This is a genomic window from Acinetobacter sp. Leaf130, from assembly GCF_001423205.1.
Lineage (GTDB): Bacteria > Pseudomonadota > Gammaproteobacteria > Pseudomonadales > Moraxellaceae > Acinetobacter > Acinetobacter calcoaceticus.
The window spans coordinates 518,114-533,881 of sequence record NZ_LMOE01000001.1 but is presented as its reverse complement, the minus strand read 5'-3'; the positions used below and the strand labels follow the sequence as shown (position 1 = coordinate 533,881).

Annotated in this window: 11 protein-coding genes; 9 read left to right on the top strand and 2 right to left on the bottom strand. The window is 35.6% G+C overall.

The window, feature by feature from the left end; all coding sequences use genetic code 11:
- Positions 1–17: 17 nt before the first annotated feature.
- From ASF86_RS02160 to ASF86_RS02150, 3 genes are all read left to right on the top strand, one after another.
- Positions 18–974, top strand: coding sequence for a FecR domain-containing protein (locus ASF86_RS02160; protein ID WP_056478952.1), 957 nt, complete (start codon positions 18–20; stop codon positions 972–974).
- 68 nt (positions 975–1,042) lie between these two features.
- Positions 1,043–3,586, top strand: a complete 2,544-nt coding sequence (locus tag ASF86_RS02155) for a TonB-dependent siderophore receptor (protein WP_056478951.1) — start codon at positions 1,043–1,045, stop codon at positions 3,584–3,586.
- Positions 3,587–3,739: 153 nt separating this feature from the next.
- Complete coding sequence (locus ASF86_RS02150) at positions 3,740–4,438, top strand: DUF1826 domain-containing protein (protein ID WP_056478949.1); 699 nt, start codon at positions 3,740–3,742, stop codon at positions 4,436–4,438.
- Positions 4,439–4,480: 42 nt separating this feature from the next.
- Here ASF86_RS02150 and ASF86_RS02145 read toward each other — a convergent pair whose 3' ends face one another.
- Positions 4,481–4,951: a spore coat U domain-containing protein gene (locus ASF86_RS02145; protein WP_056478946.1), complete on the bottom strand. Its 471-nt coding sequence runs from the start codon at positions 4,949–4,951 to the stop codon at positions 4,481–4,483.
- Between the two features lie 511 nt (positions 4,952–5,462).
- Between ASF86_RS02145 and ASF86_RS02140 the strand changes: the two genes are divergently transcribed.
- The 6 genes from ASF86_RS02140 to ASF86_RS02115 all read left to right on the top strand — a co-directional run bounded on the left by ASF86_RS02140 (position 5,463) and on the right by ASF86_RS02115 (position 14,541).
- A complete protein-coding gene (locus ASF86_RS02140; RefSeq protein WP_005041742.1) occupies positions 5,463–5,900 on the top strand; it encodes a DUF2147 domain-containing protein in 438 nt (145 codons plus the stop codon).
- A gap of 619 nt (positions 5,901–6,519) precedes the next feature.
- Positions 6,520–7,884, top strand: a complete 1,365-nt coding sequence (locus tag ASF86_RS02135; protein WP_056478943.1) for a TolC family protein — start codon at positions 6,520–6,522, stop codon at positions 7,882–7,884.
- Entirely contained in the window at positions 7,874–9,568 is a 1,695-nt protein-coding gene (locus ASF86_RS02130; protein WP_056478941.1) for an efflux RND transporter periplasmic adaptor subunit, read from the top strand. Before ASF86_RS02135 ends, ASF86_RS02130 begins: the two co-directional genes overlap by 11 nt.
- 4 nt (positions 9,569–9,572) lie before the next feature.
- Positions 9,573–11,741: a site-2 protease family protein gene (locus ASF86_RS02125; RefSeq protein ID WP_056478938.1), complete on the top strand. Its 2,169-nt coding sequence runs from the start codon at positions 9,573–9,575 to the stop codon at positions 11,739–11,741.
- Positions 11,734–13,734 carry a hypothetical protein gene (locus ASF86_RS02120; protein ID WP_056478935.1) on the top strand — a complete coding sequence of 667 codons (2,001 nt, stop codon included), beginning with the start codon at positions 11,734–11,736 and terminating at the stop codon, positions 13,732–13,734. The genes ASF86_RS02125 and ASF86_RS02120 overlap by 8 nt, the downstream gene beginning before the upstream one ends.
- Positions 13,735–14,541 carry an efflux RND transporter periplasmic adaptor subunit gene (locus tag ASF86_RS02115; protein ID WP_056478933.1) on the top strand — a complete coding sequence of 269 codons (807 nt, stop codon included), beginning with the start codon at positions 13,735–13,737 and terminating at the stop codon, positions 14,539–14,541.
- A 72-nt stretch (positions 14,542–14,613) separates the two neighbouring features.
- Here ASF86_RS02115 and ASF86_RS02110 read toward each other — a convergent pair whose 3' ends face one another.
- Positions 14,614–15,711: a hypothetical protein gene (locus ASF86_RS02110; protein WP_056478930.1), complete on the bottom strand. Its 1,098-nt coding sequence runs from the start codon at positions 15,709–15,711 to the stop codon at positions 14,614–14,616.
- Positions 15,712–15,768 lie beyond the last annotated feature (57 nt).

Below are 15,768 nucleotides of genomic sequence, written 5' to 3'. Positions count from 1 at the left end.
GCTTAAATTTCTACCCTATGTCAGATATTACGAAAATCCCTCATCATGTTTTAGATGCAGCCGCAGATTGGTTGGTACTTTTGCATTCAGGGGAAATGACAGCGTTACAACAGCAACAGTTTGAGCAATGGAAAGCTGAAAAAAAAGAACATCAATTAGCACTCCTGCAAATGGAAAAATTTAGTCATGGCTTAACAAACCTTGCAGGCAACTTCCCTTCCGGAGCTTTAGTCCAGTCCAATCAAAAATTTAATCTTGCTGCAAAACGCAATATGCTGTTAAGTCTTTCGGGCTTAGCCATTGTTGGTTTGTCGGTATATTTCATCCCTTGGGAAAAATGGCAGTCCGACTATCACACCAAAGTGGGTGAAATTAAAAAAGTATCGTTAAAAGATGGTTCTCAACTCATTATGGCAAGTAATTGCTATGTCGATGTAAATTTCACGCAAGAGACACGTCAAATAAAACTGATTGATGGGGAAATTTATATTGAAACGGCAAAGGATGCTCAACATCGGCCATTTATTGTCGAAACCAAGAATGGTTCAGTAGAAGCCTTAGGTACTCAATTTTCAGTGAGACAAGAAAATAGCGAACAAACAAAAGTTAAAGTCTATAAACATGCTGTAGCAATTGAACCAGAGAACTCATCTAAACGGCAGATTCTAAAACAAGGCCAGCGTGCTTTTTTTGATGAAAAATATATTTCAAAATCACTCCCACTCGATAATGATCAGCCGTACTGGACCCAACAACTTTTGGTCGTAGATCAATGGCCACTACAAAAAGTGTTGGATGAACTATTCCGCTATAAAAAAGGAACCTATAGCATTGATCCGGAATTGAAAGATATTAAGATTTCTGGCGTGTTTTCTCTAAAAAATCCTGAGCAAAGCTTAGAAACTTTGGCCTATAGTCATCAACTTGAATTGACCTATTACAGTCCTTATCTGTTAAATATTAAAAAAAGATAAAAAAACATGACCCTTTTTTTGATCTGGTTCGACTTATAGAGAAATACACTCTCTGTCGAGAAGACCACATGAAGGATTATCAAGCAAAAAGTAAATTGGCTTTGGCTATACGTGCAGTGCTGTGGAGTACGCCCTTGGTGGTCACGGCGCTTACCACAACTTCTGCTTACGCTGCGCAAACTTATCGTATTTCAATTAATCAAAGCACCCTTGATCAGGCCATTAAGCAACTAGCGATTCAAACGGGTACAACCATTAGCTACGATAATGCCAGCCTTTCAAAAACAAAAAACAAAGCGCTTAAAGGGAATTATGCTGTTGATGATGCCTTAAACCTTTTATTGCAAAGTCACCCATTTGAAGCCATTAAAGTCAACAATGGCGGCTATAGCATTCGAGTGAAGTCTTCTCCCGCTCCGATTGAACCCAAAGTTTTTCAGTTGGAAACGATTAAAACCAAAGCAAATAGCAGTAAAGAATTTGATACGGCGGGTGGTGAAGCAGGTACAGCCCATTTAGCAACAATTCATATTAATGCCGATCATGGCGAAAACCTAACAACCGAAGGTTCAGGTTTATATACGGCAAAAGCCACCACTGCTTCTACTGGCTTAGCATTAAGTCTGAAAGAAACGCCTCAATTGGTCAGTGTAATCACCAATCAACAAATGAAAGATCAGAACCTGACACAACTAACCGATGTGGTCAGTCAGGCGGCAGGCCTTTCTATTAAACAAGGCGGAAATATTGGTAGTGATAATTCCCCTATTTACGCTCGCGGTAAAGAAGTAGATAGTTATTTACTCGATGGCGTGAAGCTCATGAGTTCATATTCAAGTATTTTCCAAAGTCAGGACATGGCTTTATTTGACCGTGTAGAGGTTGTGCGAGGTGCAAATGGCTTAATGACAGGTGCTGGAAGTGCAAGCGCAAGTATCAATCTAGTCCGGAAAAAACCATTACAGGACTTTAAAGCTTCGGTGAGTGCTGACATTGGTTCTTGGGATTCTTACCGTACCGATATTGATGTTTCCACACCACTTAATGAGTCTGGGACTATTCGTGGTCGTACCCTATTTGCCTACCAAAAATCAGACTCCTATATCGATCGCTACAACGAAGAACGTAAAGTTGCTTATGCCGTAGTAGAAGCCGATTTAACCGACAAAACCAAAGGCAGTTTAGGTGCTAGCTATCAACAAATTGACATGACTGGCGTTGCTAGAGGTGGTTTACCTAGCTTTTATACCGACGGGACATTAATCGACTGGTCACGTTCAGATTCAGCAGCAGCGAGTTGGACGGGTTCTGACCGTTCTACTACATCTTACTTTGCAGATATTGAACATCAGTTTAATGACCGCTGGAAATTAAAAGGTGTGGTGTCTAGAACCATTACAGATTCTGACGAAATTGTGGGCTATACCTACTCAAGTAAAGGAATCGATAAAGCCACCGGTAGCGGTGCGATGTTGTATGCAACTCGCTGGGATTATCGCCCTACTCAAGACTTATTTAATTTAACTTTAAATGGTTCATTTGATTTGTTTAATCAAACTCATGATGTAGTACTCGGCACAACCTACACAAAAAGTAAAAATAAACGCCCCACCTATTCTGGCTGGAATAACTCAGTTGGCGGCAAAATGACATGGGATGGCACTCTAAAAAATATTTTTGCTTGGGATGGCAGTACACCCAACCGCCCCGAAACAAAAATAGATGGCTGGTACAGTGGAGATGACCGTAGCCAATCTATTTTTGGTGCTGTTCGTCTTAAAGCAACCGATAATCTTGCAGTTATTTTAGGCACTCGAATTGAAGACTGGGAACGCGTAACGGGCAACCATTCAGATGCTAACAATAAGACCACCTACACAACCCAAGAAGAAAGTGGCAAGGTGATTCCATATGTCGGCATTACCTATGATTTCACTGACAACTGGACTGCTTACGCCAGCTACACCAATATTTTTTCACCACAAGATAAGAAAGCCGTTACAGGTGAATACATAGAACCATTAATAGGTAATAGTATCGAGCTGGGGATTAAGGGTGAGTTTTTTGATAATCAGTTAAATGTTGGCGCTGCTATTTATCAAACTAAAGAGGACAATACAGCGATTGCATTAACCAATGTATTTGCCCCAGATGGTTCCCAAGCCTATCGAACAGAATCTGGCACAAAAAGCCGAGGTTTTGAAATTGAAGCGACAGGTAAGTTGACTGATTTATGGCAAGTTTCCACAAGCTTTAGCCGTAACTTATCAAAAGATAGCCAAGACAATCGATTAAATACCGGTGTGCCAAATAACACAGCCAAACTGTTTACCACCTATACCCTACCTTATCTTGATGAAGCGCTTACCATTGGGGGCGGCATTCGTTGGCAAAGCGAAATTTATGAGAAAAATGCAGTCTCTGCAACGGGTAGATTTACTCAAGAAAGTTACGCTTTAGTCGACTTAATGGCACGTTATAAGGTGAACAATAATCTTATGCTCAACTTCAACCTTAATAACTTATTTAATGAGAAATACCATTTAGCCACTACAAATAGCTATTACGGCGCTCCGACTAATTTTCGAGTGGGTGTGAAATATGAGTGGTAAATAAATTACTCGACTTTTAAAGACCTTACTTCAGAAGCAAATAATATGCTTCTGAAGTAAGGTTAAATCTACTTAATAAGCTGGACTAGAATATTTTCGACTAAGCTCAGGTTATAATATTAGACATGCTCTATTATTTTATTTAATTCTCATATGAAGAATACGTTTTCTGACAGCAATCAAATTAGACAAGTGTCTAGCTTCCCTGAACTTATAAATACAAAGTTTCAAGGAGAGGCAAATGCGATGTGTTGGCACAGAAATTTGGTTGGTGACTTTAAAGAAATTGTGAATAAACTTCATTTAAAAGAAAATATTACAGAAGTTACTGTTGAAGACCTTTTAGCACTACCGCTTTCAGAACAAGGCAATTTGGCAAGGGAAACTATTTTAGAAGATATCGAGCAGTTAACTGAATTTGGTGCATCACCTGTACTTAATTTGCTTAAACATTATGAACGCGATGAAGAGCTAGATTTCATTTCAACAGATGTATATTCATTTCATGTTGATCGCTCCCCCATTGAAACCGATACATTCTTATGTACTTATCACGGTGCTGCTAGCGATATTGTGTCCAATGATCAGGTTGAACAAAAAGTTTTAATCCCAGAAATTAGAGAAAAGCTCAAAGAATTACATGATGGCCCAGATGCTGAATTTGAAGCTTTCTTGGCAGAGTATTTTTTTGATTTGCATTATCAGCCTAAATCTAACGCCCAACCTGTAAATTTAGGGACGGGACATTTGTGGCGTCTGGCGGTAGACCATCCTACACAACAGGTTTTACCGTGTGTTCATCGAGCACCTGTTGAAAAGGATGGCGAGTATCGGTTGCTGTTGATTTGTTAAATATTTCGGTGGTTCTCATATTCATCATTATTTTTTCTACTCTTAATATATGACATTCACACGAACCCAATCTTCATACTTGGTTGCCTGAACATTGGTACTCGATGTAATTGCCCCATGAATAGGAATAGTTTCTTTCATTCCTGTTGCAATTCCTGAACGTATTTTACTTCCCGACCCTCCCCAAATTTGGGTATGGCCCGCATCTTGATACAGTACATATGCAACAGATGCTGTGCTTGCAGCAGATTTAAGTTCAAAGTTATTGTCTGAAGTTACCGCCAATTGATACGGTGTATTTTGACTACATTGGACAGATACATCCGTTCTTGCACCAGCAACTGGCTGAGAGCGAACTACTGAACCAAAATCTAAATTTCCTTGTGTGGAAACTTCACACGTTTCTACAATGGTTAAACTGACCTTCAATGCTGTAGATGTATTTCCAGCATCTGCACTATTTATTATCAGCATTCCCATAAGAGAAAATAAGGCGTATTTAATGACTTTCATTTCTTCTCCTTATATTTTCGTTCTAATATCTATTCGTCTTTATATTGTTATTTCCCTGTTCTTACTAAAGAAACAGTTTTCAGGATCGTTTAGTTATAAGACTTAATATTAGGTAATGTCAATCAATACTAAACACATGATTTCCATCTTATTTTTATAAATTGTGATGAATTACACGCAATCCCCCTAATTTAAAAAGTAGTTGATGTTTTTTATTTCTTTTAAGCACATATTTTGTCAACATTGATCACAATGTATACCAGTCTACTCGTCCCTCCTTCTAAAGATTATTAATAATCTGATCATCGGCTTTTAAGGCCATATTTAATAATTATGTCCATTATCGCAATTGCATAAAAAAAATGATCGAAATAATATTACGCGAAATAGATTATAACTTTACATATTATTTATCTTATTGATTCAATATAAAGAAAATTGTGAAGTTAAATTTAAAATGAATCATTCTGGCGATTAAAGCCACCTGTTTTTAATTAGAGAAACTATTGATATGAAAAAATATTTATTATTACTTTTACTCAGCTTTTATTCGATTCATTCATTTGCTTCAGACAAATTACATGGCAGTGTTTGGAAAACAATTGATGATGCAACCAATGAACCCAGAGCACTGGTAAGATTTAGCGAAGATAAAAATGGTAATCTATCTGCTAACATCGAAAAAATACTCGTTCCAAGTGAAGCCAATAAATGTACGATGTGTGAAGGTACCTACAAAAACAAATCTTTAATTGGTTTAACCATCGTCAAAAATTTAAAAAGCGTCGGTCAAAATAAATATGACAAAGGATCTATCCTCGACCCTCAGTCTGATAAGACATATCGCTTTAGTGCAACAATGTCACCAGATGGGAGCAAACTTATCGCTCGTGGATACATTGGTATCTCTGCAATTGGTCGGAACCAAACATGGTATCGAATTAAATAAGCTTCGAAGTCTTTAAAAGACTTTATTTATAAATTGCATGGTTTTTTGACGTAATCCTTTATCTCAAGAGCCATGCAATTTTCATTTCAATCATTTATTGGTATTAAATAAATCCCTCCAAAAAACAATCCAGTACTTTCCCTCTCTCCAACTTGATCTGCGCTTAAAAGCTAAATAATTGCACCCTCAATCATATATAAATAGCTCGATGTCTTGAAAGGTAACATCGGTTTTTAGTTTTATAAACTGGCTATAGATTGCATTCATCAACTACGTTCTATATTTATTAGAAACTTGATGGTCACGGGGATAAGTATAAAATCTCATCTATAGTTAGATTTCTTATGTTGTTAAAATAACACCTATTATATTTCAGACTAAAATTTATGTGATTACTTTTATTTAAAAATGTTAAACAACCAACATTTTTAAAAACAAAACATGACTTTTCTTTCAGTTTAAAAATCAATTTAAATCAGACTTAATTAATCACTTTTCTTTTTTATTTATTTATCTCAAAATTAAGATAATCACAAATAATTTTCATAAAACAATTTTGAATAACTCTATCAAGTTAATTATTTTTATGAGAAAATTACAAAAACATACATTTTTTTACATGATGAACAAAATTACTTCTTTATTTTTACAAAACACACTCATTGGGGTTTTCTCTCTTTTAGCAATCAATACTGCTCAAGCAGATGATTTATATGAATTATTTAATAAAGCAAAGTTGTATTCTCCGCATTTACCCTTGGCTTATATTCAAAGTGAAATTGCTAAACAAAAAACAAACCAAGCACTTGCCAGTAAAGACCCTAAAATCAATTTTTCTGCCCAAGAGAAAAGGGGAATTAATAAACAACCAAACCGTGAAGAAACTGATTATCGTGCAAGAAATTATGCGGTTCAGTTTTCAATTCCCGTTTATAACAAATCTCAAGATGAAGCAATTAAAACAAATAAAATTGGAGAAAAAATTGCTTTAGAGCAGCTACAAGCAAACTACAATGAACTCTTACAAAATATTGTGGATCAGTATTTTAAAATTTTAAATCTCACCTCTAAGCTTAATCTTATTCAACAACAGCAAATTTTAGTTATTGAACAAAAGAAAATGGCAACAGCAAATTTTAATCAGGGAATGGTATCTATTACTGATTTAAGAGAAGCTGAGGCAAAGCTATCAACTCTGCAAAGTCAGGAGAATAGTATCCGTTTTGAAATTGCGAAAGAAAAAAGTATATTAGCCGAGTTTATAGGGACTGATACCATCAGTTTTATTGAAAATAAAACATCTTTAGAAAAACTCCCGCCTCTCTCATATACAGATCAAGCACACTACAATCAGTTACTTCTAGAAAAGAATAATCAAATTAAATTATCAGAACTCAATCTAGATGTTGCTAAAGGTGAGATTAAACAATCTGAAGCAGAAAGATATCCAGTTTTAAACTTTTCTGCGAAATTAACTAGAAATCTGGACTCACAAGATTCTGCGTTTACCAGCAAACAAAATGGCCTAGATTACTTATATGGCTTTGAATTAAATATTCCAATGTATAACACCGAAACGTCTTATAAAATTAAGGAAAAAAGAGCAAGTTTAGAAAAAAGTAGATTTGAGCTACAACTCTCAACTCAAAAGCAAAAAGCACAGATGCTCGATGCCTTTTACAGCACTTTATCTGCAATTAATAAAGCAAACGGTATGAAAGATGCTGAAGACTCATCTCAAAAAGCATGGATTGCAAATAAGCGTGCCTATGAAGTAGGAATGCGAGTAAATGCTGAGGTCTTGGAAGCACAAGCAAAATATTTTGAAAATAAGCAAGAACGTTTAAGTGCTTGGTATGAGGCTTGGCAGAACTATATCAAACTGAAAATTACGACAGGTATTTTAACTGAACAGCAAATTATTGATATAGACCATATTTTTTATTCAACCTCTTCCCACTTAAGTTCTCATTATGCAAGATAATAATTTACAAAATTTACCAGATGCTATCCAGCACTGGTTACTTAACCTTAAACGTCTGAATATTAATGTATTGGCTGTATGTTATGAAAATTTAACAGATTTTGGTAGTCATGCTTTTGAAGACTCTCAAATTAATGAAGTATGGAATGTAATAAAACAACAGTTAACACTAGATAAACCTGTTGTTATTCAAAAAAGTGAACAAGGTTATCTTATTGGCTATTTACTGATAAATTCTAGCTCGCCCTCTTATCTTGGTTTATCAATCACACCACCTATTCATGAAACGACGCTGGAACTTATACGTACCAGTATGGGGTGGTTGTTTTATGAGCAACAAAGTCAAAAGCTTCAACATGCGATTCAAGCAGAACAACTTCTTGAAATTTTTGCACATGTCATTAACCAAACACAGTTCCAAATTGCGGCACAAGAATGGGTCAATCAAACCACGACCCAAATTCGTAGACAATTTTCACAATATCAGGATATTCAATTAAATTATTTCTTAGTTAAAGATGCTCACAAAGTGAAATGGGCTGTCTCCTCTGAACTGTCATGGACAGAAAAAGGAGCAGCCGAGATGCAAAAACTCAATGAAATTGCATTACAAGCATTATTTTTACAACATGAACTAAAAGAATATCAGTGGTTTGCCTACCCTATTTTTCATCATGGAAAAATTCAGGCTATTTTAGTGGCTAAAGACCGTGATTTTGAACAATATGAAGTACATAATGCTTTAAGCTTGTACTTAAAAAGTAATATCGATTTAATTCATCCGCTCTTACAACATTGGTATCAATCCGAACAAAGCCTTCTTCAACATAGCTTTAAGTCTGGAAAAAATATATTAAAAAAATATAGTACTGAAGGTCACTATACTTGGAAAATTATTACAGGCCTTATTGTTGTATTTCTACTATGTATTACTTTAATTCCGGTTGATAAGTTAGTCACGGCCAACCTAAATGTTGAAAGTAAAACGCGTTGGATTATTTCAGCACCAACTCAAGGTTTTATACAAACGGTATTTGTCCGCCCTGGTGATAAGGTTAAAAAAGATCAAGCTCTAATCCAACTCGACAATACTGATCTAAAAATACAAATTGCTGAACAACAAAGTTTACTTGATCAAGCACAGCATCAGTTCCGTGTAGCTATGGCAGATCAGAACTTGACAGATAGTGGTTTAGCTGCCAATCAAATTAGGCAACAAGAGGCAAAAATCCAGACTATTCAAAGAAAGATTAATCAAACTAAAGTGACTGCACCAATTACCGGAACCGTTATTGACGGCGACTGGATTCAACAAATTGGAACACCTGTTGAAGATGGTAAAGAATTATTCCAGATCGCATCACAAGATGCCTATAAAGTCATTTTGCATGTTGCTGATAAAGACATTCATTTCATTCAAAAAAACCAGAATGGTGTTCTAAAGTTAACTGGCTTACCAGATCAAACTTTTCCAATTCGTATTACTCGTATTACTCCAGTTGCTTCAGTTCAAAATAATATAAATGGCTTTAAAGTCGAGGCAGCATGGATAGGTTCTCCTCCTGCCCTAACTCCCGGTATGCAAGGTATTGGGAAAATCACAGTTGGCAAAACTAATCTACTCTTTCGCTGGTCAAGAGATTTCATTAATTGGATGAAATTAAAGATCTGGTCAAGTTGGTAAATTCATGCAAAGTTTGTTTTCAGAACACTGGCATCTCGTACGTCATTTAAAACCTCAATTGCGACAGAATGTTGAGGTTTTACCACGTATTTTACGAGGCCGTGCTTGGTTTTTATTATTTGAACCAATGTCACAACGCTTCGTTAGAGTTAACCCCGAAACATGGTTTGTGATTACCCTTTTAGATGGTAAAACTAGTGTTGAGCAAATATGGGATAAAGCGGCTGAATATATTGAAAAGCAAAACATCAACCTCGACCAACAATACAGGGCAATTAGTCAAAATGAGTTAGTACAACTACTAACTCAGCTTTATAACAATGACTTATTACAAACTGAGGTATCTTTTGACTCTGAAGAACTATTTAAGCGCTATAAAAAACAAAAATTTAATAAATTAAAGCAATCATTTTTAAACCCAATTAGTCTAAAAATACCTCTGCTTTATCCCGATGCTTTTTTTGGTCAATTAAGCAAATTAGCGTGTTCCATTTTTAGTGTATGGGGATTTTTACTCTGGTTTTTAGTCGTAACTCCTGCACTTTTATTGCTGAGTGAGCACTGGCAAAGTTTAACGAGTAATTTATCGGATCGAGTGCTATCAACCAGTAATCTTTTTATTCTTTGGCTGACATATCCAATTGTTAAATTAATACATGAATTTGCTCATGGTTTAGCAATAAAAGCTTGGAATGGAAATGTCAGAGAAATGGGACTTATGTTCATTATGTTCATTCCCATTCCCTACGTCGATGCTACCTCTTCTTATCACTTCATTTCCAAATGGCAAAGGATTGTGGTATCGGCTGCCGGAATACTCACTGAGCTTTTACTGGGTGCAATCGCAATTTATATCTGGCTCTCTACTGAGTCTGGCTTGATTCACGCATTTGCCTACAACGTCATTTTTATTGCCACTATTTCTACAGTATTAGTAAATGGTAACCCACTCATGCGCTATGACGGTTACTACATGTTGTCAGACTTGCTTGAGATTCCCAATTTGGCAGGTCGAGCGACTAAATATTGGATTTATTTATCAGACCGTTATCTGTTTGGCGCAAAAACAGTACAGCCACCTTATGCAACTGATAATGAAAGATTTTGGTTATTCATTTACGGTTTACTTTCCCCTATTTACCGCATCACCATCATGTTCAGTTTAGTCTGGTTTATAGCACAAAAGTACTTTTTCTTTGGTGTGATACTGGCTGCTATCTCTGGTTTTATGACTATTGTTTTACCTCTATACAAAGGAATAAAACATATTTATCAAGGAGCGACCTTGTCAAAATATCGTGAACAGGCCATTCAACGTTTATGGATTATTATTGCGGCAATTGTTCTTATATTTTTTATTATCCCGTTTCCATATTACAGTACCCAACAAGCCATTGTATGGATGCCAGAAGAATCGATTATTCGTGCGAATGAGTCAGGACATATCCAAACCATTAATTTTAAGAACAACCAGATTCAACAAAACCAAATCCTTTTTCAACTTTCAAACCCCGATTTACTCGAAAAATATGAGTTACAAAAACTTCAAGTTGAAGAGTTAGATTACAAGCTTAGACAAGCCTCTCTGGATGATCTGGCTCAACGACGCAAATTAGAATATCAAAAGCAAGGTGCCGTTCAGCAGCTTCAACAGTACCAATATAAAATTAAACAGCTTCAAGTCACGAGCACAGTTTCTGGAAAATGGTTTGCTAAAGATGCTATTGAGATCAAGCAAAGATACTATAAACGTGGTGACATTATTGGTTATGTTATTAATCAACCAGCACAAATTGTTCGTAGTGCGGTTTTACAGCAAGATTATGATTTAATTCAGAACCGCTTAAAAAATATTGAAATCCGCTTTAAAAATCATTTTGATGTGATTTATACAGGGAAAATCATTAGAAGTACCCCGCAAACACAAAAGAAACTTTTATCTTCAGCATTAGGTAGTCAAGCGGGTGGAAATATTACAGTTGATCCTAATGATCAGGAAGGCAAAACAGCTTTACAGAATTATTTTGATTTAGATATTCAACTGTCACAACCATTAGACTCTTCTGTTTTCGGTGATGTTGCGTATGTTCGTTATCATTTAGGCTACTCGCCTCTTGCATGGCAGTGGACTAGAAAATTGCGTCAATTATTTTTGGAGCAATTCTATGTCTAATCTACGTGCCATCAAAAATATGTCACTGCACCCTTTTTATTTATCGAATGTAGCGCGAGTAGAACAAAAAGATATAGAGCTACATAAGCTTGAAATATTTTTTGCAAACTTATTAGGTTGGATTCCTGCAAAGAAAATTTCCAGAAGGGATATTCATAAATTTGCACAAGCAATAGCAGTCCATAAAGATACTTTAAAAGAATTGGACCAATCACAGCTTGTACAGAAATTCCAATATACAGTTCAATTATTATCACGCGAGACCAATCACAATCAGTCTATCGCCTTAATATTTGCATGTGTTGGAGAGGCGATTTCTCGTGTTTTTAATATCTATCCTCACCCTGTTCAATTTATGGGGGCATATATATTACTAACAGGCAGACTTGCTGAAATGCCTACTGGTGAAGGAAAAACACTTGTCGCAAGTATGGCTGCAACCATTATGGCTGCAACTGGTAATTTTGTTCATGTTTTGACTACAAATGCGTACTTGGCTCAGCGTGATGAAGAAGAATTACGTCCCCTATTTGAATTTTTTCAACTCAGCAGTGGTGCAATTCATAGTGAAATGGAAGTTCCTGAAAGGAAAGAAAACTATCAAAAGCAAATTTGTTATGTCAGTGCAAATGAAATCGTTTTTGATTACTTAAAAGACCACATCTCGGGGAAAGGTACTCAACCTAGACAAATTGAAAATTTACGTTCATTGGCAACCGGAAAAGTTGCTGATGATACGATGATTGTACCAGCCCTACACTTTTGTATTGTAGATGAAGCTGACAGCGTGTTTATTGATGAAGCCCAAACACCAATGGTGATTTCGCAAGAAACCGAAGGGCTTATTGAAGCGTCAATTATCCATTGGGCAATTGCCCAAGCAAAACAGCTTATCCGAGATGTTGATTTCACGATACTTGAATCTGAACACCATGTTGAAATAGAAAATATTTCCCCAGAAAAGCAGGTTCCCTTACCTCAAAATGTCAGACCAATCTGGTATAACCATGCATGGAAAATGTTACTGGTAAAACAAGCACTCACTGCTTTATATCTTTACCATAAAGACCAGCATTATATTATTCAGGATAATAAAATTCAGATTGTGGATGAGTCTACAGGCCGAATTATGGCTGATCGTTCATGGGAACAAGGATTGCATCAACTCATCGAAGCTAAAGAAAATATTGAGCTCACCAAGGGGCGAGACACTCTAGCCCGAATGACTTTTCAACGTTTCTTTAGAAGATATTTACTTTTATCAGGGTTAACAGGAACTGGGTTAGAAGTTGCACGGGAACTGTGGATGATCTACCGTTTAAAAGTATGTCAGATTCCTCCTAATATTCCGTCAAAGCGCAAACAATTTAGACACCGATACTTTAAAAATAATGAAAAGAAATATCAGGCGATTGCAAAACATGCTAAAGCAATTGCCGATACAAAACGCTCAGTTTTAGTCGGTACACGTAGTATTGAAGCCTCCGAAGCTATTTCGGAAGCACTTATCCGACTGAACATCGAACATATTGTATTAAATGCCCGCCAAGATGCACACGAAGCTTCAATTGTTGCTGAAGCAGGACATAGTGGCAAAATTACAATAGCCACCAATATGGCTGGGCGTGGTACAGATATTAAATTGCGTCCTGAAACAAAACAAGCTGGTGGTCTACATGTCATTTTGACGGAGTTTCACGAATCAGCTCGAATTGACCGACAACTTTATGGTCGAGCTGGTCGTCAAGGTGATCAAGGATCATGTGTTGCCTATATTTCTGGTGAAGATCAGTTAATGCAGCAAAATATTCCATGGCTTATAAGGTTTATAAACTTAATTCCTTTCATATATTTGCAATACATTTTTTTAATTTTTTCGGTAAAACGTATGCAAAAAAAATGTCAAAAACGTGCTTACCGAAACCGTATATCCATGTTTAAACATGACAAGAAATTAAATTCTCAAATTGGCTTTGCAGGAAAAATTTATTAAATGAAATATTCTCTTATTCTTCCTATTACACTTCTTTTATCCGGTACAACTTATGCTGAAGCTATCAATTTCGCATGTATGATACAACCAGCTAAAATTGTTGAAGTACGGAGTCCAATTACGGGAGTCTTACAAAATGTTCCTGTACAAGCAGGAAGTCCTATTAAAAAAGGACAAGTTCTCGCTCAAATCGAATCAAGTGTTGAAAAATCTGCGACTCAGTCTGCTTACTATAAAACCCAACTTAAGGGTTCAGCCAATATAGCAAGATCTAAAATTGAACATGCTGAAAGTAAAGTGCAACGCATGAAACAACTATTGGCAGAAAATTTCGTTTCCCGTCAGGCATATGAAGATGCTTATAGTGAACTACAACAAGCACGTTCAGAGCTACAATCAGCTCAAGAAAATATTAAGCAAGCCGAATATGAATATAAACAAAGCCAAGCTGATTTAAACCGTAGAAAAATTTATAGTCCTTTTAATGGTGTAGTTATACAACAGTACATCCATGCCGGTAGCTTAGTCAGTCCCACCGAAGGTAAAAATCCAATTTTAAAAATTGCTCAAACTGACCAATTTAAAGTAAATGCAATTGTGCCTTTAAAATATTTTAATCAGATTAAAAAGAGTCAAAAAGTAAAAATTGTGCCTGAAAGCCCGTTTGAAAAGTTTACTACTAACATTCAACTTGACCATGTTGATCAAATCATTGATGCAAGTTCAGGTACGTTTAGTACGGGCGCAACTATAAAAAGTAATAGCGTAAAATTTCCAAGTGGTATTCGCTGTAAGATGTATTTATAACTTTGCATTAACTTTCTGTTGAAAGTATGAGTATAAAAAGACATGAATATCCTTTTATACTCATACAGTATATTAACTTTCTAAAATATTTTGAATTTCTTGTTCCAATCTTTCATGAAACTGCTCTACCGTCATATCTTTAAAATACCTATTTCTATTTACATAAGGCATAGCTTCGCTAACCAATTGGTCATATAAAGGATCATTGACATATTTTGCCAATACTAAACGAGAAATTGCCCCCAAACCTGTAATATATTCTTTTTCATCACCATGGTTCAGCCATTGATTTAGTGTTTCTATATCTTGATGTTTCTTTGCATCGTAGATTAAAAAATCATGTACTTGATCTAAAACATGCTTTAATTGGCTCGGCTCACTAAAATGGCTTGGCTCACCTGTTGTACCATGAACTTTTGGTAAATATTGTAAAGTATAACTATCAATTTGATGCTCACGTAGTATACGTATAGCTTTCTTAGATGAGACTTGAATATAAGTTAATAAACTAATGTCATGATAAGCTAAAACTTCTGTTTTACCTGAACATAGAATTAAAATACCTTCATAAAGTTGTAGATCAAAATCTCTAAAATAGCTATTTAACTGATTAAATTGATTATTTTTAATTTTTCTTGAAAAATTTAAAGTTTGCTTATTTAACTCTAACCATTGATCTGCAAATATACTCAATTTTTCTCTTGTAGGAGGAATCGCCTTAAACTGTTCAAGTTCTTCTTTAGTAATAGACTTTACCGCATCTAGCATTTTTTCAATGCTTTGCTGATCAGGAAATATTTTTTCATGACTAAAAAATATATATGACCTTGCATCAAAGGCAACCAAATCATGTTGGCGTAAAGTTTCAACTAAAATTTTATATAAATATTTACTTTTAGCCAACAGGCCTTGTTCAATACAAAATACATTTTCAGAATAATCAAAATAAGCTTTTACATTTGTAAATGAGCTGATAATTTCTTCATCAAAGTTAGCCGCTAATTCTGGCTCACCCACGATACTTTCAACTGCCAGTAACCATTTTTTTAACTTGTCTGTAAAACCCTTTACTTGGGCATGAGTTGCATAATATTCTGCTTGTTCTAATGTAGTAATTTTTACATCAGGATGATGCTCATTTGCATCCCAAATATAAAATAATGATGACACGTGATTCCCCTTTCTAAATTTAAATTATAGATAGATAAAGTAGGGATGAATGAATCA